Source organism: Limnobacter litoralis (genome assembly GCF_030160455.1).
GTDB lineage: Bacteria > Pseudomonadota > Gammaproteobacteria > Burkholderiales > Burkholderiaceae_B > Limnobacter > Limnobacter litoralis.
This window is the reverse complement of the sequence record NZ_BSOJ01000009.1, coordinates 22195-42035: the sequence shown is the minus strand read 5'-3', so window position 1 is coordinate 42035 and position 19841 is coordinate 22195. Positions and strand designations below refer to the sequence as shown.

16 protein-coding genes are annotated in these 19841 nt (G+C 53.6%); 4 read left to right on the top strand and 12 right to left on the bottom strand.

Going from position 1 to position 19841, the window contains the following annotated elements; translation table 11 throughout:
• Positions 1 to 11: 11 nt before the first annotated feature.
• From folD to QQJ87_RS04340, 4 genes are all read left to right on the top strand, one after another.
• Positions 12 to 875 (top strand): bifunctional methylenetetrahydrofolate dehydrogenase/methenyltetrahydrofolate cyclohydrolase FolD, encoded by an 864-nt coding sequence (gene folD, locus QQJ87_RS04355; protein WP_284280203.1) that lies wholly within the window; start codon positions 12 to 14, stop codon positions 873 to 875.
• A complete protein-coding gene (locus QQJ87_RS04350) occupies positions 872 to 2920 on the top strand; it encodes a M3 family metallopeptidase (protein WP_284280202.1) in 2049 nt (682 codons plus the stop codon). Before folD ends, QQJ87_RS04350 begins: the two co-directional genes overlap by 4 nt.
• A gap of 2 nt (positions 2921 to 2922) precedes the next feature.
• Positions 2923 to 3714 carry an exodeoxyribonuclease III gene (gene xth / locus QQJ87_RS04345; RefSeq protein WP_284280201.1) on the top strand — a complete coding sequence of 264 codons (792 nt, stop codon included), beginning with the start codon at positions 2923 to 2925 and terminating at the stop codon, positions 3712 to 3714.
• Positions 3715 to 3820: 106 nt separating this feature from the next.
• The gene (locus QQJ87_RS04340; protein ID WP_284280200.1) at positions 3821 to 5890 is read left to right on the top strand and encodes a methyl-accepting chemotaxis protein; all 2070 of its coding nucleotides are present in this window, start codon (positions 3821 to 3823) and stop codon (positions 5888 to 5890) included.
• Positions 5891 to 5926: 36 nt separating this feature from the next.
• On the opposite strand, the gene ntrC is transcribed toward QQJ87_RS04340, so the two are convergent.
• From ntrC to QQJ87_RS04280, 12 genes are all read right to left on the bottom strand, one after another.
• Positions 5927 to 7486: a nitrogen regulation protein NR(I) gene (ntrC, locus tag QQJ87_RS04335; protein ID WP_284280199.1), complete on the bottom strand. Its 1560-nt coding sequence runs from the start codon at positions 7484 to 7486 to the stop codon at positions 5927 to 5929.
• Between the two features lie 26 nt (positions 7487 to 7512).
• Entirely contained in the window at positions 7513 to 8589 is a 1077-nt protein-coding gene (gene glnL, locus QQJ87_RS04330; protein ID WP_284280197.1) for a nitrogen regulation protein NR(II), read from the bottom strand.
• Between the two features lie 36 nt (positions 8590 to 8625).
• Entirely contained in the window at positions 8626 to 9057 is a 432-nt protein-coding gene (locus QQJ87_RS04325) for a DUF4124 domain-containing protein (RefSeq protein WP_284280196.1), read from the bottom strand.
• 262 nt (positions 9058 to 9319) lie between these two features.
• A complete protein-coding gene (glnA, locus tag QQJ87_RS04320) occupies positions 9320 to 10732 on the bottom strand; it encodes a type I glutamate--ammonia ligase (RefSeq protein ID WP_284280195.1) in 1413 nt (470 codons plus the stop codon).
• Between the two features lie 257 nt (positions 10733 to 10989).
• On the bottom strand, positions 10990 to 11454 hold the full coding sequence (gene moaE / locus QQJ87_RS04315; protein ID WP_284280194.1) for a molybdopterin synthase catalytic subunit MoaE: 465 nt from the start codon (positions 11452 to 11454) through the stop codon (positions 10990 to 10992).
• Complete coding sequence (gene moaD, locus QQJ87_RS04310) at positions 11455 to 11712, bottom strand: molybdopterin converting factor subunit 1 (RefSeq protein ID WP_284280193.1); 258 nt, start codon at positions 11710 to 11712, stop codon at positions 11455 to 11457.
• The gene (locus tag QQJ87_RS04305; RefSeq protein WP_284280191.1) at positions 11709 to 12929 is read right to left on the bottom strand and encodes a molybdopterin molybdotransferase MoeA; all 1221 of its coding nucleotides are present in this window, start codon (positions 12927 to 12929) and stop codon (positions 11709 to 11711) included. Before QQJ87_RS04305 ends, moaD begins: the two co-directional genes overlap by 4 nt.
• A complete protein-coding gene (gene mobB / locus QQJ87_RS04300) occupies positions 12922 to 13422 on the bottom strand; it encodes a molybdopterin-guanine dinucleotide biosynthesis protein B (protein WP_284280190.1) in 501 nt (166 codons plus the stop codon). The genes QQJ87_RS04305 and mobB overlap by 8 nt, the downstream gene beginning before the upstream one ends.
• Positions 13415 to 15586, bottom strand: a complete 2172-nt coding sequence (locus QQJ87_RS04295) for a sensor histidine kinase (protein WP_284280189.1) — start codon at positions 15584 to 15586, stop codon at positions 13415 to 13417. The genes mobB and QQJ87_RS04295 overlap by 8 nt, the downstream gene beginning before the upstream one ends.
• Positions 15571 to 16962 carry a sigma-54-dependent transcriptional regulator gene (locus QQJ87_RS04290; RefSeq protein ID WP_284280188.1) on the bottom strand — a complete coding sequence of 464 codons (1392 nt, stop codon included), beginning with the start codon at positions 16960 to 16962 and terminating at the stop codon, positions 15571 to 15573. The genes QQJ87_RS04295 and QQJ87_RS04290 overlap by 16 nt, the downstream gene beginning before the upstream one ends.
• Positions 16963 to 17102: 140 nt before the next feature.
• A complete protein-coding gene (thrC, locus tag QQJ87_RS04285) occupies positions 17103 to 18518 on the bottom strand; it encodes a threonine synthase (RefSeq protein WP_284280187.1) in 1416 nt (471 codons plus the stop codon).
• The gene (locus QQJ87_RS04280) at positions 18518 to 19834 is read right to left on the bottom strand and encodes a homoserine dehydrogenase (protein WP_284280185.1); all 1317 of its coding nucleotides are present in this window, start codon (positions 19832 to 19834) and stop codon (positions 18518 to 18520) included. Before QQJ87_RS04280 ends, thrC begins: the two co-directional genes overlap by 1 nt.
• Positions 19835 to 19841: the final 7 nt, after the last annotated feature.

The window sequence follows — 19841 nt, the reverse complement described above, 5'->3', positions numbered from 1 at the left end:
TTTTTATTTCAATGACAGCACAACTGATCAGCGGTACGCAGCTTGCCGCAAGCCTTCGAGAGTCCATTAGCCAAGAGGCGGCGCGCTTAACGGCCTTGGGCCACCAGCCCGGCTTGGCCGTGGTTCTAGTAGGCGAAGACCCGGCCTCTCAAGTGTACGTTCGCAACAAAGTGGAGGCCTGCAAGAAGGCGGGCTTCAATTCCAGCATGCACCAGCTTGCGGCAGACACCACTCAGGCCGAATTGCTTGAGCTGGTTCACCGTCTGAACGAAGACCCTGCGGTGCACGGCATTCTCGTGCAACTGCCCTTGCCTGCGCACCTTGATTCGCACCTGGTGATCGAATCAATCGCCAGCGAGAAAGATGTAGACGGTTTCCATGTGTCCAATGCAGGCATGCTGATGACTGGCAAACCCCAGTTCATTCCGTGCACGCCTTATGGCGTTATGAAAATGCTCGAACTGACCGGTGTAAACCTGCGCGGGGCCGAGGCTGTGGTCATTGGGGCAAGCAACATTGTGGGCAAACCGCAAGCCATGTTGCTGCTGCAGCAAGGGGCGACAGTCACCCTCTGCAACAGCAAAACGCGCGATCTGAAAGCGCATTGCAAACGCGCCGATGTGCTGGTAGTGGCGGTGGGTCGACCCAACATGATCACTGGCGACATGATCAAACCGGGAGCGGTGGTGATTGACGTGGGCATTAACCGCCTTGACAACGGGAAACTCTGTGGTGATGTGGACTTCGAATCCGCCAAAGAAGTGGCTGGCTGGATCACACCAGTGCCTGGCGGTGTAGGCCCGATGACAATCACCATGCTGCTTCAAAACACCTTGGAAGCCGTTCAAAGATCCATCGAACAGGAGCGTGCATGAATAATCCATTGCTCGACTTTTCCGGATTGCCTCGATTTGAGGAAATCAAGACAGAACATGTTGTGCCAGCCATTGACCACCTTCTGGAGCGTGCAAGAGCCCAATTGGAGGCCACAGCCAACACACCTCCCGACAATGCCACCTGGGAAAAAACGATTGAGCCCTTGGACCTCGCCACTGAGCAGCTTTCCAGGGCTTGGGGCGTGGTTTCACACCTTCATTCGGTTGCCGACAGTGAAGCGCTGCGTGAGGCCTACAACCAATGCTTGCCCAAAATCACCGAATTCTGGAGCGACCTTGGCCAGGACACTCGCCTGTACGACATCTACAAGGCCATTTCTGCCAGCGCCGAATCAGCCCAGTTTTCACTCGCTCGCAAAAAGGTCATCGAAAACACATTGAGGGGCTTCAAACTGGGCGGAGCCGAACTGCCAGAGGACCAGAAGCCGCGATTCAGTGAAATCCAGGAAAAGCAGGCAGCGCTTGCATCGAAGTTTTCCGAAAATGTGCTGGATGCAACCAATGCATTTGAATTGCTGGTGGCCGACGAATCCGAACTGGCCGGAATTCCGGCTTATGCGGTGGAAGCGGCGCGTGAATTGGCCAAATCAGAAGGCAAAACAGGATTCAAATTCACCCTGCAGTTCCCGTCTTATTTTCCAGTGCTGCAATACGCAGACAATGCGCGCCTTCGCGAAACGCTTTACGAGGCCTATGCAAAACGCGCGTCTGAATTCGGTCCTGCGGAACTCGACAACACCGCGTTGATCAAGGAAACACTGGCCCTTCGACTCGAAGAAGCCAAAATGCTGGGGTATCGGCACTTTGGTGACTTAAGCCTGGTGCCAAAAATGGCCAACAGCCCGGAAGAAGTGATTCAGTTTTTGCGCGAGCTGGCGACCAAGGCCAAGCCCTTCGCCGAACGGGATGTGGCGGAACTTCGCGAATTTGCCCGCACTGAAATGAGCATAACGGAGCTGAAAGCCTGGGACATGACCTACGTGTCTGAAAAACTGAAAGAGCGGAAATACGCTTTTTCAGACCTTGAGGTGCGTCAGTACTTTCAGGAAGATCGCGTACTTCAAGGTCTGTTCTCTCTGACTGAAAAGCTGTTTGGAGTCAAAATTGAAGCCGCCAAGGCGCAAGTCTGGCATCAAGACGTTCGGTTTTTTGAGGTGAAGAAAAAAGACGAGACCATTGCCTCGTTCTACCTTGACCCCTACGCGCGCAACAGCAAGCGGTCTGGTGCATGGATGGACGATGCCCGGGGTCGACGCCGCACGCAAAAAGGTATCCAGACACCGGTGGCTTACCTCACTTGCAATTACACCAAGCCTGCTGAAGGCAAGTCAGCACAGTTGTCCCACGACGATGTCCAAACCCTCTTCCACGAATTTGGTCATGGCATTCATCACATGCTGACCCACGTGGATGAACTGGATGTTTCTGGCATCAATGGCGTTGAATGGGACGCAGTGGAACTGCCCTCTCAATTCATGGAAAACTTCGCCTGGGAATGGTCAGTGGTGGAATCACTGACGGCGCACGAGGAAACCGGCAAACCCATGCCGAAGGCCCTGTTCGAGAAAATGGTGGCCGCCAAAAACTTCCAAAGCGGCATGATGACCATTCGGCAGATTGAATTCTCCCTGTTCGACATGCTCATTCACACCGAGCTTGACCCCGACTCCAACCGCACCGTGATGGACGTGCTGGCAGACGTGAGAAAAGACGTCAGCGTCGTTTTTCCACCGGCTTACAATCGCTTTCCCCATTCGTTCTCCCACATTTTTGCCGGAGGCTACGCCGCTGGCTACTACAGCTACAAATGGGCTGAGGTACTGTCCTCTGACGCGTTCAGTCTCTTCGAAGAGACCGGCATTGACAATCCGGCCACTGGCGAAAAATTCCTCAAAGAGATTTTATCCGTGGGGGGAAGCAGACCGGCGGCGGATTCGTTCAGGGCCTTTCGTGGTCGTGACCCCTCTGTGGATGCACTGTTGCGACACACTGGCATGTCAGTTGACTCCCTGGAGACCCATTGAGCATGACAAACCTCATCGACATTGCAACCTGGAATGTCAATTCACTCAAGGTTCGTCTGCCGCATCTGCTGCAATGGCTACAAAACAACCCGGTTGACCTGATCGGCTTGCAAGAGCTCAAGATGACTGACAATGTTTTTCCTGTGGATGCGCTGGAAGAAGCAGGTTACGGGGCTGTTTTCGCTGGACAAAAAACCTACAACGGAGTGGCCATTCTTTACAAAAAAGCCACCATGCCGACACCTTCCGATGTCACCGTGAATCTGCCCTCCTTTCCTGATGAGCAGAAAAGGGTCATCGGTGCCTCTTTTGGCGACTTCCGCTTTGTCAGTGCTTATGTGGTCAACGGTTCAGAAGTGGGCTCTGACAAATTTGAGTACAAAAAGGCCTGGCTGGACGCACTGATTGCAGACTGCGCACAATGGTTGTCATCCAACCCCAAACTGGCTCTGGTGGGCGACTTCAACATCGCACCGGATGATCGCGACGTGCATGATCCAGCAGCATGGAAGGATCAGGTACTTTGCTCAGAAGATGAACGAAGCCGCTTTGAAAAGCTGCTGTCTCTCGGACTACACGACTCCTTCAGACTGTTTGAACAGGCTGACAAAACTTTTTCATGGTGGGATTACCGGCAACGGGGATTTCAGAAAAACCGTGGCCTGAGAATTGATCATGTCCTGATTTCAGATGCGCTCAAATCAAATTGCACCGCCAGCAAAATCGATAGAACCCCTCGAAAGTGGGAGAAACCCTCCGACCACGCGCCTGCCGTGGCCACGCTAAGTATTTAAGATTGCAGGTAATTGAGGCGTGAATCCCCGCTTGTTCGGGGGATTGCTCTTGTCAAAGAAAGTCAAAATCAAGGGTGATGTAAACTCCCTTTCTGCGAGAGACGCAATGAACCTCAAACACCTTCCATTGGCCAAACAAATTAGCCTGGCAAGCGCAGCACTCGTGTTTGTTATCGTGCTTTGCCTAACCCTTGCCACCGCGTGGTTTACCTCGCAGCGGGCCATCAGTAACACCAAAAACAACATTTCCTCTCAAGCCAAAGGGCTTGCAGACCTGCTGGACGTTTCATACAACCTGTCTGAGGACTCCACTGGCAAATTGTCTGAATTGTTTGAGTCCTGGTTCAAGGGGCAGTTGCAAATTAACCCAAACAAGTCCGTGACGGTCGGCAGCGTGCAAGCTCCCATGGTGACTTTGAATGGCCAGGACATTACCGGCAACTTCAATCTGGTTGATCAATTCTCTAAAGTAACCGGTGGCGGTGTGGCCACTGTGTTTGCAAAGGTGGGTGATGATTTTCTGCGCGTCTCCACCAGCTTGAAAAAGGAAAACGGCGATCGTGCTGTCGGTACCTTTCTGGGCAAAAAACACCCGGGCTATCAAAGTTTTCTGGATGGAAAGCCCTACCTGGGCGAGGCCACGCTGTTCGGCAAAAAATACATGACCAAATATGTACCGATCAAAAGCGCCTCTGGTGACTATGACCTCATCTTGTTCGTGGGTTTCGACATCACCAATGTGATCGGCAAACTGCAAAATTCCATTTTGAACACACACATCGGGCAGACTGGCGTGCCCTATGTCATTCGCACCGCTCCTTTGAATCTCGGCGAAATCATGTTCCACAACAAGCTGGGCAAGGATGACCTGAAAACACTGGCCGCCAAGGACACCGCGCTGCAGGACTTCCTGAACCGCATTGCCAATGAAGACAGTGGCTATCAAGAATTGAAATGGCACGATGCCACCACTGGAAAAACACGGACCGAGTTGATGTCATTTCAGCGGACACCCTCTTGGGGCGGCGTCACCGTGGTGGCACCCGCCGTGGAATCGGAAATTTATGCACCGATTTACAAGATGACCGGCTTCCTGATCGCCATGGGACTTGCTGCTGCACTTCTTCTGCCGGTGCTACTGTACTTCGCCACCGTCAAATTGACGGGCTCCATGAAAGGATTGACTGCACTCGCCCTTAGACTGGGAAATGGTGATCTCACCGCCCGCGCTGAGGACAGACTGACCCAGGGTACCGGGCAAACGAAAAACGAATTTTCACTGCTTGCACGTGGCATGAACCGCATGGCAGAAAACATGGAATCTGCTTTGAGCGCAGTCAAACGCAGTAACCTGCAGGTTCAAAGCGCCTCAGGTGATTTGGTGCAAACCAGCGAAGAACTGACCCGTGGTGCGGCTCAGGAAAGCGATGCTGCAAGCAGCATGGCCTCCGCCGTGGAAGAAATGCATTCCTCCATCAGCAGCGTGGGCGAATCAGCCAATCACGCCAAAGAAGTAAGCCGTCAGGCCCGCTCCCTGGCAACAGAAGGGCTGAGTGCCATCACCTCGGCCACCGAGCAGATGAACAAGATTTCCAGCAGCGTCCAAAACACCTCAGGGGTGATCCGCCAGCTGGGTGAACAATCTCGCGAAATTTCGGAAATTGCCAAGATCATCAAAGACATTGCTGAACAAACCAATCTGCTGGCACTGAACGCCGCCATTGAGGCAGCGCGCGCGGGTGAACAGGGTCGCGGGTTCTCCGTGGTGGCAGACGAAGTTCGGAGACTGGCTGAGCGCACTCGCCAGTCCACAGACGACATTGCGGGCATGATTGAAGCCATTCAGAACAGCTCGACCGTGGCCGAGGAAAACATGGGCACGGCGGTGGACAGTGTTGAAAAAGGCGTTGAACTGGTGGATCGTGCGGGCCATGCCATGCACCAAATCACCGATGAATCCAACGCCGTGGCTCGATCCGTCGAAAACATTCATGAGGCATTGGTGGAACAAAACTCTGCATCCTCAAGCATCGGTAGCCAAGTCGATGTGGTGTCTCACCTGTCTGAGTCAAATCTGGAAATGGCCAGAAGAGCAGCCAACGCCGTAGCCGGCTTAAGCGGTGTGGCTCAGGAACTGTCGCAGATTCTGTCCAAGTTCAAGGTGGCTGACCAGTAAGAGGTGCCACCCTGGTTTCTCAAAAGTCAGACCTCATTAATCGAGGTCTGACACATCAATTTTCAGTTCCTGAATTTTCCGGGTGATGGTGTTGCGACCGATACCCAACCTCTGGGCAGCCTCTATCCGCTTGCCATGAGTGGCTTTTAAAGCAGTTTGAATCATGATGGTTTCAAATTGGGCTGTCAGTTCATCCATCACATTCGGACGCCCTTCAGCCAGCGCCTTTGCTGCCTCAGTGGACAACAGTTCAGACCAGTCTGACGCAGCCTGAAAAACACCGGCAGGCACAGACCACGCGGCTTCACCGGGTTGATGCAAATTCGGCAAACGCGTTGGAGTCTCAGGGTTGAACGATGAAGTCGATTCAGCGACAGGCTCCAGACTGTGCTCCACAAGCGACGGACTTGAGGTTTCTACGGCTACACTGGCCACTGGAGTGCTTGAACTGCGCACCTCTGCGGGCAGATCACGAGCCTCTACCATTTGGGCGGGGGCCATGACCGTGATCCAGCGACAAATGTTTTCCAATTGACGTACGTTGCCGGGGTAATGAAATGCACAGAGCTGAGCCAGGGCGGACGCAGAAAGACGTTTGGGTTCAACGCCCAATTCTCGGGCCGAACTGCCCAAAAAATGCTTGCTCAACAGTGGCACGTCTTCGAGTCTTTCCCGCAAGGGGGGCAAACGAAGGCGAATCACATTGAGACGGTGATACAGATCTTCACGGAACAGGCCCTGCCTCACGCGTTCATCCAGATTCTGATGCGTGGCGGCAATCACGCGTACATTGGCCTTGATGGGTTGCTGCCCACCGACCCTGTAAAAATGCCCGTCGGACAACACACGCAACAGGCGTGTCTGCAACTCAGCAGGCATGTCGCCGATTTCATCCAGAAACAGGGTGCCGCCCTCGGCCTGTTCAAAACGGCCACGCCGCTGGGTCTGCGCACCTGTAAAGGAACCACGCTCGTGACCGAACAACTCGGATTCAAGCAGGTCTTTGGGAATGGCTGCCGTGTTCAATGCAATGAAAGGCTGGGAAACGCGCGGACTGTGGCGATGCAGGGCACGCGCAACCAGCTCTTTGCCAGAACCGGATTCACCCGTAATCAAAACGGTGACATTCGACTGGGAAAGCCGACCAATCGCCCGAAAGACTTCTTGCATGGCGGGGGCTTGACCGAGAATTTCCGGTGTCCCCGTGTCGACGTCCTCAGTAAACTCTTCGGTTTGAGACTCCCTGACAGCACGAAGAATCAGTTCCAGCGCGTTTTCGATGTCAAAGGGCTTGGGCAGGTACTCGAACGCCCCCCCCTGAAAAGCGGACACAGCGCTGTCCAGATCGGAATACGCAGTCATGATGATGACGGGCAAGTCCGGGCACTTCTCTCGCACCACGTTCAGCAACTCAAGGCCACTTTTTCCGGGCATGCGAATGTCGGACACCAACACTTGCGGGGTTTCATACTGCAGTCGATCCAGTACCTCCGAGGCATTGGAGAACATTTCACAGGGAATGCCTTCACGCGAGACTGCTTTTTGCAGTACCCACCTTATGGATTGGTCGTCATCAACTATCCAGATTGGACGCATTCAGTTGTTTTCCTTTTGAGGTGCATTCAGCCGGAATGCTCCTCCAACTGAATAGGCAATGTTATTTTAAAAATGGTACGACCCGGCTGAGAGCTGCATTCAATAATGCCCTCATGCTGCTGAACGAAAGTCTGAGCCAGCGTGAGACCGAGACCGCTTCCTCCTTCTCTTCCAGAGACCAGAGGGAAGAAAATTCTTTCCAGGATGTCTGCAGGAATTCCAGGTCCGTTGTCTACCACTTGCAAGTCTAATGCCAGCTTGTGTTGCTTGCGGTTTATAGTAACTCTTCGCACCACTCTGGTGCGTAAAATGATTTCAGCTGTGCCATCGGCGATGTGAGCACTCAAAGCTTGGGCTGCATTTCGCACCACATTGAGTACAGCCTGAATCAACTGTTCAAGGTCACCCATGAACTCCGGGATGGAAATGTCATAGTCCCGCACAATGCGGAGACCTTTTCGATGCTCCGCCAAAATCACGGAACGCACTCGCTCACACACCTCATGAATATTCATGAGTGCCACAATGTGTGGGCGGCGATGTGGCGCAAGCAGTCGATCCACCAGGGTTTGCAGACGATCAGATTCTTTGATGATGACTTGCGTGTACTCCTTGAGATCGGGAGAAGGCAGCTCAATTTCCAGCAATTGTGCCGCTCCGCGAATGCCGCCCAAAGGGTTCTTGATCTCGTGGGCCAAATTGCGTATCAGCTCTTTGTTGGCGATCGACTGATCAAGCATTCTCGCTTCACGGTCGATTTTCAGCTGCTGCTCAATTTCTCGAAGCTCGATGAGGGTGATGTTTTCATTGGCGTCAGGGCACGACAAGGTGACGTGTACATGTTCAGAGGAGCCATTGGGACGAACCAGTTCAAAAACCTGTCGCTTGATCCCAAACGGATCTTTGGCGGCCTTGGCCAGAAATTCGCCAAATTGACCGGCCTCCACAAAAAGTGCGGCCATGGAGTGGCCATCGACGCTTCGCCTAGAGACTTCAAGCAGACTTTCTGCTGCCAGATTGGCGAACAGCACAGTGCCCTGGAAGTCGCTGACCACCACAGCAGTGGCCAACAATTCCAGCCCCTGAAATCTTTCCTTGATCAAATTGCCTCCAAACTGCCCTTGTAAATCAACGAGCACTTATTTTTGCATTCGCTCGATTTCTTTTTTGATGACCGAAATGTTTTCCTGACTTGCACTGATCTGATCCTTCAACTGCGCAGTGCGATCCAAATACTTCTGGTAATTCCGTTCACTGCCCAAGCGATCAGGATGACCGTCTTTGTATTCATTTTTCAAACCATCAAGCTTCGACTCTTCCAGACGAAGTTCTTCCTGGAGGATCTTCAACCTGTCAGCTTTTGCATCGTAACTCAAGTAATCATTGGACTGATCGTACTTCGCGTCACCAGAACCTGTGCCGGACCGGACTGCCGACTGTGGCTTGTTCAAGGGCCTGGAGGGCGGACTTGGCACCACCGTAATGGGATTGAGGTTCAAGGGCACACAGCCAGCCCCACCATCGCTATTCTGATAGGTACGCACTCCGTCCTTGCCGGTGCACACATACATTTCTGTTCCTGCCAATGCTGAATTGCAGGCGCTAACGAGCACCAAACCAGTCCAACAACAAAGCGCCGGCGCGTTCAAATTCGATAAGCGAAACATTGCAATTCCGATCAAGCTCAAAGACCTGCCAATCATACTGCATCGGCGGAGGTGAGCATCCCACCTGCAAAGGGCGGGTTAATCCCAACGGAGTAGATTTCTCCATGAAAAACGGCCCCGCCGAGGCAGGGCCGTGATCAGTTACCCAAAGGGCACCTGCCTCGATTTACAGACCGTAGTACATGTCGTATTCGATCGGGTGTGGAGTCATGCGCATGCGCTGGACTTCTTCCATCTTCAAAGCGATGTAAGACTCGATCATTTCCTTGCTAAATACACCACCGCGAGTCAGGAACTCGTGATCGTTTTCCAGTGATTCCAGCGCCTGTTCGAGGCTGTGGCACACTGTTGGGATCTTTGCGTCTTCTTCGGGTGGCAGATCGTACAGGTTCTTCGTGGCGGCTTCACCAGGATGAATCTTGTTTTGAACGCCGTCCAGACCAGCCATCAACAGGGCAGAGAATGCCAGGTATGGGTTGGCCATGGGGTCTGGGAAACGCGCCTCGATACGACGGCCTTTTGGATTGGCCACGTGAGGAATGCGGATTGAAGCGGAACGGTTTTTGGCTGAGTAGGCCAGCTTGACGGGCGCTTCAAAACCGGGCACCAAACGCTTGTAGGAGTTGGTTGACGGGTTGGTAATGGCGTTCAGGGCGCGCGCGTGCTTGATGATACCGCCGATGTAGTACAGGGCGAAATCAGACAGGCCAGCGTAGCCGTTGCCTGCAAACAGGTTGACGCCGTCTTTCCAGACTGACTGGTGAACGTGCATGCCTGAACCGTTGTCGCCCCACATTGGCTTGGGCATGAAGGTGGCTGTCTTGCCATAGCTGGCAGCCACGTTCCAGACGGTGTACTTCAGGATCTGGGTCCAGTCAGCACGCTTGGTCAGGGTTGAAAACAGGGTACCGATTTCGTTTTGACCTGCACCGGCCACTTCGTGGTGATGCACTTCAACAGGCACGCCTTGCTGTTCAAGCAGCAGACACATTTCGGAACGGATGTCCTGGAATGAATCTGTGGGAGACACTGGGAAGTAGCCGCCCTTCACTGTTGGACGGTGGGCCAGGTTGCCGTGTTCGTAGTCGATACCGGTTGACCATGAAGCTTCTTCAGACTTGATCTTGAAGAAGCAGCCAGACATCTGGTCGTCGTAGGTTACGCTGTCAAAAATGAAGAATTCGGGTTCTGGACCGAAGTAAGCAGTGTCGCCCAGACCGGAGGCCTTGAGGTAGGCTTCAGCGCGACGTGCGATGGAACGTGGATCGCGATCGTAACCCTTGCCGTCTGTTGGCTCAACAACGTCACAGGTCAGAATCAGCGTCGGCTCTTCACGGAATGGATCCATGCGAGCGGTGTCGGCGTCTGGCATCAACAACATGTCGGAGGCTTCAATGCCCTTCCAGCCAGCGATGGAAGAACCGTCAAATGCGTGACCGCTTTCGAATTTGTCTTCATTGAACATTTTTACAGGCACAGACACGTGTTGTTCCTTGCCTTTGGTGTCGGTGAAGCGGAAATCAACAAATTTCACTTCGTTTTCCGCAACCATCTTCATTACATCTTGGGCGGTCGCCATTCAAATCTCCTGGTATTAGGGGTGGATATTCAAAACAAAAAACTCTTGAGCAAAAAAACACTCGACAGGCGAAACGATATCACGACGAAGTCCTTAAAAAGGACACCTGAAGCGTTTTATTACATCAACTTGAAACGTTCCAGCAAAGTCCGTACCAGCTTGTCTAAGCGACTATTTCCGGCATTTGGCAGGGAATTTTGAACGTGGAAAAATAGCGATGCACCACCAAGGTGCGTAATGCACCATTAGAGTGCGAATCAATCTTCATTCCACCTTGATTTTGCGCTGTCATCCGAATCTCTGGCGGCCACCCATTGAGCGCCAGCCGGTGTGTCTTCCTTTTTCCAAAAGGGCGCTTCCGTTTTCAGGTAATCCATCAGGAACTCGCAAGCCAGAAAGGCCTGCTGTCGGTGCGCACTTGTAGCCGCAGCCAATACGATCTGATCCTCTGGATTCAGTGGCCCCACGCGATGAATGATCATGGCAGACACAATGTCGAAACGGGACGCCGCCTGTTGAATAATCTCTTCGAGTGAACGTTCGGTCATTCCAGGGTAATGCTCAAGGGTCATCGCCCGCACGGCCTGCCCTTCATTGATGTCTCGAACAGTGCCCACAAAACAGGCCAATGCACCAATTTCGGGCAAACCCTGTCGGAGCCATTTCAATGCCTCACCCACGTCAAAGTCTTCGGTCTGCACCGACACACGAAAACGTTTCATTCAACCCCCTGTGACTGGAGGAAAGAACGCGACTTCGTCAGCGGTCGCCACTGGCGTGTCATCTTCAGCCATGTCGTGATTCACCGCAGCACGCACCCGACCACCAAGCGCCATCAACTGAGCAAAGCCTGCATGGTTGCTGATTAAGTGTTGCCGAAGTCCAGCCACAGTCGCTGGTGAAAATGGTTCCTCAATCTCCAAACAATCGGTGCCCAGTGCTTCTCGAAAGCCTGCAAAAAAACGCACTTTCACTGTCATTGCATCAAGTCCTGAAAATCCACATAACTCAAAGAATCGCCACGTCTGACCACTTTACCCACTGGCAGTCGCACCAGGCCCGTGGACTGGTCCATGGAGGTGAGCACGCCTGAACTCTGGTTCGGAAACAGCGTCAGCCCTTGGGGAGTATCCCGCACCCTCAAGAATTCTTCGCGACGGGTGTCGGGACGCAGCCAGTCAAAATCAGCGGTCTTTTCACGAAGGCGCAGACGCCAATCCACAGCCTCCAAAGCATGACCCTGCATCAGAGCAATAAAAGGCTTGACCAGCAACAAAAAGGCCACACTGCTGGACACAGGGTTACCTGGAAGCCCGAAGAAACGACAAGTGCTGCCATCATCACGATTCAATTCACCCACAGCCAGTGGCTTGCCCGGTTTGGAGGCCACTTTCCAACTGGACAGCGTGCCCATCGATTCCACCGCCGGCTTTACATGGTCTTCCTCACCCACAGAGACACCGCCCGAGCTGATTACCACGTCACAACCATGAAGCTTACGCAATGCGTCACAAGTGGCACTCAGCGTATCAGGCACAATGCCCAAACTCTCGATTTCAACATGCATTGCACGCAGCAGGCCACGCCACACGTATTCATTGGAATTGAAGATCTGCCCCGGGTTCAAGGGCTGTCCGGGCCGTTGCAACTCACTACCGGTGACGAATACGCCCACTTTCAGCCGTTTGTAGACCTCTACCTCATGCACCCCGACCGAGGCGATCAAACTGACCTTGAATGCATTCAGGCGGGTACCCGAGGGCACCAACACCTGCCCGGCAACAATATCCTCGCCGCGGCGCCTGATCCATTGACCCGATTTAGGCAGGTTGGCAAACGCCACAAGGCCGTCTTCTCCAACAGTTGCCTCTTCCTGCATGATCACCGCATCGGCCCCTTCAGGAATGGGCGCACCCGTGAAAACACGCGCCACGGTGCCCTGCTCCAAGGGTTGTGGTGAACTGCCTGCCGGCACGCGTTGGGACACGGCAAACTGTGAACAGCTCAGAAAGTCTGCACACCGCACCGCATAGCCATCCATGGAGGTGTTGTCATGCCCGGGTACGTCAAGCCCGGAAATCACTGGCTTTGCAAGAACCCGGTCAAACGCGTCTTCAATGCGGATCACTTCTGTATCCGGCACGCGGGCCTGGGCGATCGGCCACAAGCTGCTTAGTAAACTGTCTAAATCAATCATGCACAAAAGTGTTCAAAATAAATTGGGCAATGCGGTCAGGGTTGTTCAAAGGCAACCAAGGCAGGCCATCACAGTCAATCTCGACATCACACGCCACTGCGACAATGTTCTTGTCCTCAGGATACAACATAGGCTTGCCATTTGCTTCGCGCCAAATCTCGATTTTGGGAATGTCAGACCGCTTGAAGCCCTCTACGATAACCAGATCACAGGGCGACAATCGCTGAATTTGCGCTTCAAGACTGGGTTCGGGCTCGCCATTGAGCTCATGCATCAACACCCATCGACGATTCGCCGTGATCAAAACTTCATGCGCACCTGCTTCACGATGCCGGTAGGAGTCTTTACCTGGGCGGTCAATGTCAAAATCATGGTGGGCATGTTTGATCACCGACACTCGGACACCGCTGTGAATCAAACGCGGTATCAACTGCTCAATCAGGGTGGTTTTTCCCACTCCTGAGTAGCCCGCAAAACCAAACACTTTAGGCACTTCGACTTCCTTCCAACAGTTGCTTTTCAATTTCCTGGGCGCGCTGGCCAGATTCCCTCAATATTTCGGCCGAAGGTCTGGCTGTACAGCGAATAATGACTTCAAATCGAACACCACGTGGCTCCGTGCCGTCCTCGGTGGGCACCGTCGGACTGTAAACCCGCAAATCACCACCAAACCGCTGAATCAGCATGCGTGAGACTGGCAACCCGAGTCCTGTTCCCTTGCCCACTTGCTTGGTTGTGTAAAACATCTTGAAAATCAGGTTCAATTGATCGGGTTCAATTGCATCCGCGTTGTTCTCCACTTCGATGCACACAGCGTCTTCACCGTCGGGCAATACGATGTCCCGGGTGCGTATCCAGACCGACCCCAGCGTTTTGGTGTGTCTTGTGTTGAACGCCTCAATGGCATGCGAGGCGTTGATCAACAAATTCACCATGATCTGCTGCAACTCAGTGCGGCTAATCTGAACAAGCCGCGTCGCACCGTACTGGAAGTTCATGCCTGCGCGGGCCCGCTCAAGATCGGATTTTGCAAAAAGCAAACTGTCCTGGATCACGTCGTGCACATCAATACTGGTGGTGTATGAGGCAAACTCATCGGGTCTGCAAAATTGAAGCAGTTTCTGAACTATATTCTTAAGTCTTTGAATTTGCTCATCTATATGACGAACCTCTCGCTGCCCTTCTTCGGATGTCAAGCTGAGACGCAAGAGATCCAGGTGCCCCATCATTACGGCCAGCGGATTGTTGAATTCATGGGCAATACCAGCGGTCAACTGCCCCATCACCGCCAGCTTCTCAGATGCGAGCAGCTGCTCGATGGCTTGATGGAGTCGGTGGTTGGCCTGCTGAAGATCTTCCGTGCGTTCGTGGACCCGGCGATCAAGGTCTCGGTTCAGGCTCTCCAGCTGGGTACGGCGCACTTCCAGTTGATCCAGCAAAGAGTCAAAGTGAGACGCCAGTTCAGCAAACTCATCTTCGCGATGCAGCTCACCCACGCGGGCAGCCGAATCTCCTCTTTCCTGCCTGGACATGATGTGGTTCATGCGGCGAAGCGGGTAGAAAATGCCACTCGCCAAGCGCCCAACCATCACGGCACCCACGATCATCGAGAGCAAAACCGCGAACAGAAAAAGAACAACGACATGGGTCTTCAAGTCTGCATAGGGCTGCTCAAGAAAACCGACATACAGCATACCGATTCGTGATCCGGTGGAATTCGTAATTGGCGCGTAGGCTGCCATGTACCAGTTGTTCACGACATAGGCACGTTCCAGCCAAACCTCGCCACGACCCAGTACACGCTGGCGCACCACATCCGACACCCGTGTACCCAGAGCTCGCCCTTTTTCGTTGGCGCGTACTGTTGTAGCCACTCGGACATCTTGCAGAAACAAAGTGGCAGTGCCGATTGAGCCATCCAGCAGCGCGCCAGGCGGATAAATGGTGTCGTTGAGATTGTCAACCAGCTTGAGGTCGTGATTGAGCAAAATTCCGCCATCCAGATAACCCAGCAGGTCGCCGTTGAAATAAACCGGACTGAGCAATTGAATGATCATGGCCCTGTTTTCAAGGGTACGGCCATCGGGCGTCGCGTTGCGTGTGGGTACGATGGGCTGCAATACCCGCTTGCTCAATTCGGGAGAAATGGCCATCAACGAATCGTGATCCAGCAAATTGACACTGGCCCCTGGGGTACTGGTCTCAAGGTCGCGAAGTTCGGCGGCGCTCAAACTGATTTTGGGCGCATCGTCCACAGAGGAAACCACCTTTCCGTCTTTGCTGATAAAACGAAGATAATCCAGGCCCAATTGCTTGGCGCGTCCATTCAAGGTGGCCTGCGGCAATTGGCCTTTGGTTTCACCCAGAATGTTGTAGAGATTTGCGCTTTCGGCCCAAGCCTGCAGTTCGTGGTAACGCTCCTGCTGAATCTGCCGGAAAATTTGCTGGGCCAATTCCATGTCGCTTTGGACCTTGGAAATCAGTATTTTTGAATAAGCGGATTGTGCGGCAGACCAGATCAGAACACTGACCACGGGAATCAACAGCAACAGAGGAATGCTGGCCGTCACGACCATTTTGGTTTTGACGGTCCACCACTTTGGCCAAAAGCCGCCGCGAAGGCGACCGGGACCCAGTGAACCTAGTCTTGATTCCATGCGATGCACTTGCGCTCCAGTGTTTTTCTGGAAATCCTCAGGACGCGTGCGGCCTCAGATTTGTTGCCGTTGCATGCGGCAAGCACCTTGGTGATGTGGTTGCGTTCAACTGTTTCCAACGATTCCGACAAGGCGCTTTGTTCTGCTTGTTCGGTCAAATCGGACCTTTCATCCAGGTTCAGATTCAAAGGCAGGTCTTCTTTTGGAAAATATCCGAGAATCAGAGACCGCTCGATGAAGTTTTTCAATTCACGCACATTACCGGGCCACTCATAAGCCTGCAGTCTAGCCATGATTTCATTGGAAACTTTCAACGGGTCCAGGTTCAGCTTTCTCGAAAAGTAACGCACAAAATAGTGAGTCAGCAATTCAATGTCTTCCGGACGGGTGCGCAGCGGTGGCACCTCAATCGGCAAAACCTGCAAACGGTAATACAGATCCTGACGAAAGCGCCCACGTTGCACTTCCAGCTGCAGATTGACGTTGGTGGCCGCCACAATGCGCACATCCACGTCCAGCTCTCGAGTCGAACCCACAGGCCTGACCCGTCGGTCCTCCAGCACACGAAGTAGCTTGGTCTGCATGGACAGGGGCAACTCACCGATTTCATCCAGAAACAGTGTGCCGCCTTGTGCGTAGTAAAACAGACCTTGGTGGCTCTCGGAGGCACCTGTGAACGCGCCCTTGACGTGACCAAAAAGTTCGCTCTCAATCAATTCGGGCGAAATGGCAGCGCAATTCACTGGCACAAAAGGCCTTTCACTTCGATTGCTCAAGGTGTGTATGGTGCGGGCCATCACTTCTTTACCAGCGCCGGACTCCCCGGTCACCAGAACCGTTGCATCGGTGGGCGCAACGCGCTCGAGTACTTTGCGAAGGTTTCGAATGACGGGGCTTTCGCCAATCATCAAGGTTTCATTTTGCTGAAGGCTGGAGACTGCGCGACGAAGCACATAGTTCTCACGTTTCAAGCGATTTTGATCCGCAGCCCGATCCAGCGCGTACCACAATTGGTCAATTCGAAAGGGTTTTTGCAGAAAGTCTTGTGCGCCAGCACGCAGGGCCGCGATCGCGGTGTCCATGTCTGCAAAACCGGTAATGAGGATGACGTCGCCCTCAAACCCACCTTGTCTGAGGGCTTGCAACCATTGCAATCCAGATTGGCCAGGCAAACTGATGTCGAGCACCAAAGTCCCATAATCGTTTTGATCGAACAGGGTCTGGGCCATTTCAACTGAGCAGGCGGCATCGACCCTCGCAAAGCGGGAACCCAGCGCCTTTTCCAAAAAATCACGCATACCGGGCTCGTCATCCACGATCAAAGCGGACAAACCTTTTCGGGCATCGGCCTGAGGATGGGTACTGCTGTTACTCACGGTCACGAATGGGGCGTCGGTTGTTATCAAGCTGAATCGACACGCTAGGGGTTAAGTTGTCTTGATTGTCCAACAAAGCCCGCGCCCCGACAAGCAAGGAAAACCCCACCCGCAAAGCCTTGCGGACGGGGCTTGGAGAATTATAGGCCTGTGTTCTGAACGATGAATTGCTTGATCTCTGCCACGCTGGCCTTCATGCCAACCACGCGCTGCGGCAATTTTTCAATGCCTGCGTAAGCGGCCGGAACAGGCGGAATCTGCCCAGTGGCCTCTTCGATGGTTTCTGCAAATTTGACTGCGAGCGCTGTCTCCAGAACGACCATCGGTACGCCGGGTTCGACATATTGACGGGCCACTTTAACTGCATCGGCCGTGTGGGTATCAATCAAGGTGCCGGTGCGTTCATACACTTCCCGGATGGTCTCCAAGCGATTGGCATGACTGGAAGACCCCGACACAAATCCGTAACGGGACTCCACTTCAGCGAAGCGGGCGTCGCCGGACAGATCGAATTGCCCGTCTCGTTTCAGAGTGTCCCAAAGCGCCTTCAATGCTTGGGGGTCGCGACCTACCAAATCGTACACAAACCGCTCGAAATTTGACGCCTTGGAAATGTCCATGGACGGGCTGGAGGTGATGTAGGTTTCAGCCGAAGCCCGTGGCCGGTAAACACCGGTGCGGAAAAACTCGTCCAGCACATTGTTTTCGTTGGTGGCAACAACAAGGCGACGAATGGGAAGTCCCATTTGACGCGCGATGTGGCCTGCCAGCACGTTGCCGAAATTGCCCGACGGCACCGCAAACGACACTGGGTCACCAATGGTTGGGGCCGCTTTCAGGTAGGACTTGAAGTAATACACCACCTGGGCAGAAATCCGTCCCCAGTTGATTGAATTCACGGTGCCGATTTTGTAGCGGGACTTGAATTCCAGATCTTCAGAAACAGCCTTGACCATGTCCTGGCAGTCGTCGAAAAGCCCCTCAACAGCCACGTTAAAAATATTCGGGTCCTGAAGCGAGTACATTTGCGCGCGCTGAAATGCACTCATTTTTCCGGCGGGGCTCAGCATGAACACACGCACACCCTTTTTGCCTCGCATGGCGTACTCTGCCGCAGACCCTGTGTCGCCGGATGTGGCGCCAAGAATATTCAGCTCCTGACCAACCCGGGCAAGCTGATACTCAAACAGATTGCCCAGCAGCTGCATGGCCATGTCTTTGAACGCCAAGGTGGGTCCGTTGGACAGCTCCAAAACCTGCATGCCATCGAACAAGGGCCGAAGCGGTGTAATTTCGTCCGTGCCATAGACCGCCTTGGTGTAGGTCTTGGAAGTCAGTGCTTTGAGATCCGCTTCAGGAATGTCTGTTGCAAAGTTGCGCAGCACCTCAAAGGCAAGCTCGGCGTAGCTTAAATTTTTCCAGGCCTGCAACTGTGCGTGACTGACCTGCGGATATTGCTCTGGCACCGCCAGACCGCCATCGGGTGCGAGACCTTCCAGCAAAATTTCAGAAAAGCCTTGCGGCGACATGCCGCCACGACTACTCAAGTATTTCATCAGCTCAGATCCTCAACTCGCACACGCACCATGGGTTCAACCACTGCGTCCAGCGCCTCAATTTCAACCATGGCAGCGTTGAAGTCGCCTTCAATACAGCGGTGAGTCAACAACACAATGTCTGCCTGACCGGACTCGTCTTCCGCTTGACGCTGGATCATCGCCTCGATGGAAATGTTCTGGTTGGCCAGAATGCGGGTGACGTCAGCAAGCACGCCCGGCTTGTCTGCCACAGTCAGCCTGAGGTAGAAGGCGGTCACGACTTCGCTCATGCCCAGCATGCACACGTTTTGATCGACCCCGGAGGTTTTGAAGGCCATGACGGGAACCCTGCTTTCCAAGGGTACCTGGCTGGCACGCGCAATTTCGATAATGTCAGCAACGACCGCAGACGCGGTGGGCAAACTGCCGGCACCCGCACCGTAGTACAAGGTGGGGCCAACCGCATTGGCCTTGACCAGTACGGCATTCATCACGCCTTCTACGTTGGCGATCAGGCGTTTGGCCGGAATCAATGTTGGGTGCACGCGCAACTCCACCCCTTTGTCGGTTCGGCGTGTGATGCCCAGCAATTTAACGCGGTAACCCAACTGCTCTGCAAACTCGATGTCTTCCTTGGTCAGCTTGGTGATGCCCTCGATGTAGGCTTTGTCAAACTGAACGGGAATGCCGAACGCCAAGGCACTCAACAAGGTGATTTTGTGGGCGGCGTCAACACCTTCAATGTCGAATGTGGGGTCTGCTTCAGCATACCCCAAGGCCTGAGCCTGGCTGAGAACCTCGGCAAACGGCAGCCCTTTGTCGCGCATCTCGGAAAGGATAAAGTTGCAGGTGCCATTGATGATGCCAGCCACATATTCGATCTGGTTGGCCGCCAATCCTTCCTTGATGGCCTTGATGATTGGAATTCCCCCAGCCACTGCCGCTTCAAAGCCCACCATCACGTGGTTCTTTTCTGCTGCTGCAAAAATTTCTTCACCATGCACGGCCAGCAATGCCTTGTTAGCTGTGACCACATGCTTGCCGGCGGCGATGGCCGCCAGGACCAGTTGCTTGGCCACTGTGTAACCGCCAATCAGCTCAACCACCACATCCACGTCGGGTCTGTTCACCACCTCGAACGCATCGCTTGAAATGTCAACGCCCTCGCCGGCCACCTGCCTTGCACGTTCGGCATTGAGGTCAGCCACCACGGCAATTTGGATTGGAAATCCAACGCGCCTCTCAATTTCAGCCGCGTTGTCTTTCAAAACGGAAAAAGTACCGCCACCGACGGTACCCAGGCCCACCAGGGCTACTTTCAAAGGTTTGGTCATTTCAATA

Bases quoted from the DNA above. Each gene is read 5' to 3' on its own strand.
- QQJ87_RS04350 (WP_284280202.1), top strand. From the start codon at position 872: ATGAATAATCCATTGCTCGACTTTTCCGGATTGCCTCGATTTGAGGAA.
- thrC (WP_284280187.1), bottom strand. From the start codon at position 18,518: ATGAAATACTTGAGTAGTCGTGGCGGCATGTCGCCGCAAGGCTTTTCT.
- moaD (WP_284280193.1), bottom strand. From the start codon at position 11,712: ATGACAGTGAAAGTGCGTTTTTTTGCAGGCTTTCGAGAAGCACTGGGC.
- QQJ87_RS04305 (WP_284280191.1), bottom strand. From the start codon at position 12,929: ATGATTGATTTAGACAGTTTACTAAGCAGCTTGTGGCCGATCGCCCAG.
- xth (WP_284280201.1), top strand. From the start codon at position 2,923: ATGACAAACCTCATCGACATTGCAACCTGGAATGTCAATTCACTCAAG.
- folD (WP_284280203.1), top strand. From the start codon at position 12: ATGACAGCACAACTGATCAGCGGTACGCAGCTTGCCGCAAGCCTTCGA.
- ntrC (WP_284280199.1), bottom strand. From the start codon at position 7,486: ATGCGTCCAATCTGGATAGTTGATGACGACCAATCCATAAGGTGGGTA.
- moaE (WP_284280194.1), bottom strand. From the start codon at position 11,454: ATGAAACGTTTTCGTGTGTCGGTGCAGACCGAAGACTTTGACGTGGGT.
- QQJ87_RS04280 (WP_284280185.1), bottom strand. From the start codon at position 19,834: ATGACCAAACCTTTGAAAGTAGCCCTGGTGGGCCTGGGTACCGTCGGT.
- glnA (WP_284280195.1), bottom strand. From the start codon at position 10,732: ATGGCGACCGCCCAAGATGTAATGAAGATGGTTGCGGAAAACGAAGTG.
- QQJ87_RS04295 (WP_284280189.1), bottom strand. From the start codon at position 15,586: ATGGAATCAAGACTAGGTTCACTGGGTCCCGGTCGCCTTCGCGGCGGC.
- QQJ87_RS04340 (WP_284280200.1), top strand. From the start codon at position 3,821: ATGAACCTCAAACACCTTCCATTGGCCAAACAAATTAGCCTGGCAAGC.
- QQJ87_RS04325 (WP_284280196.1), bottom strand. From the start codon at position 9,057: ATGTATGTGTGCACCGGCAAGGACGGAGTGCGTACCTATCAGAATAGC.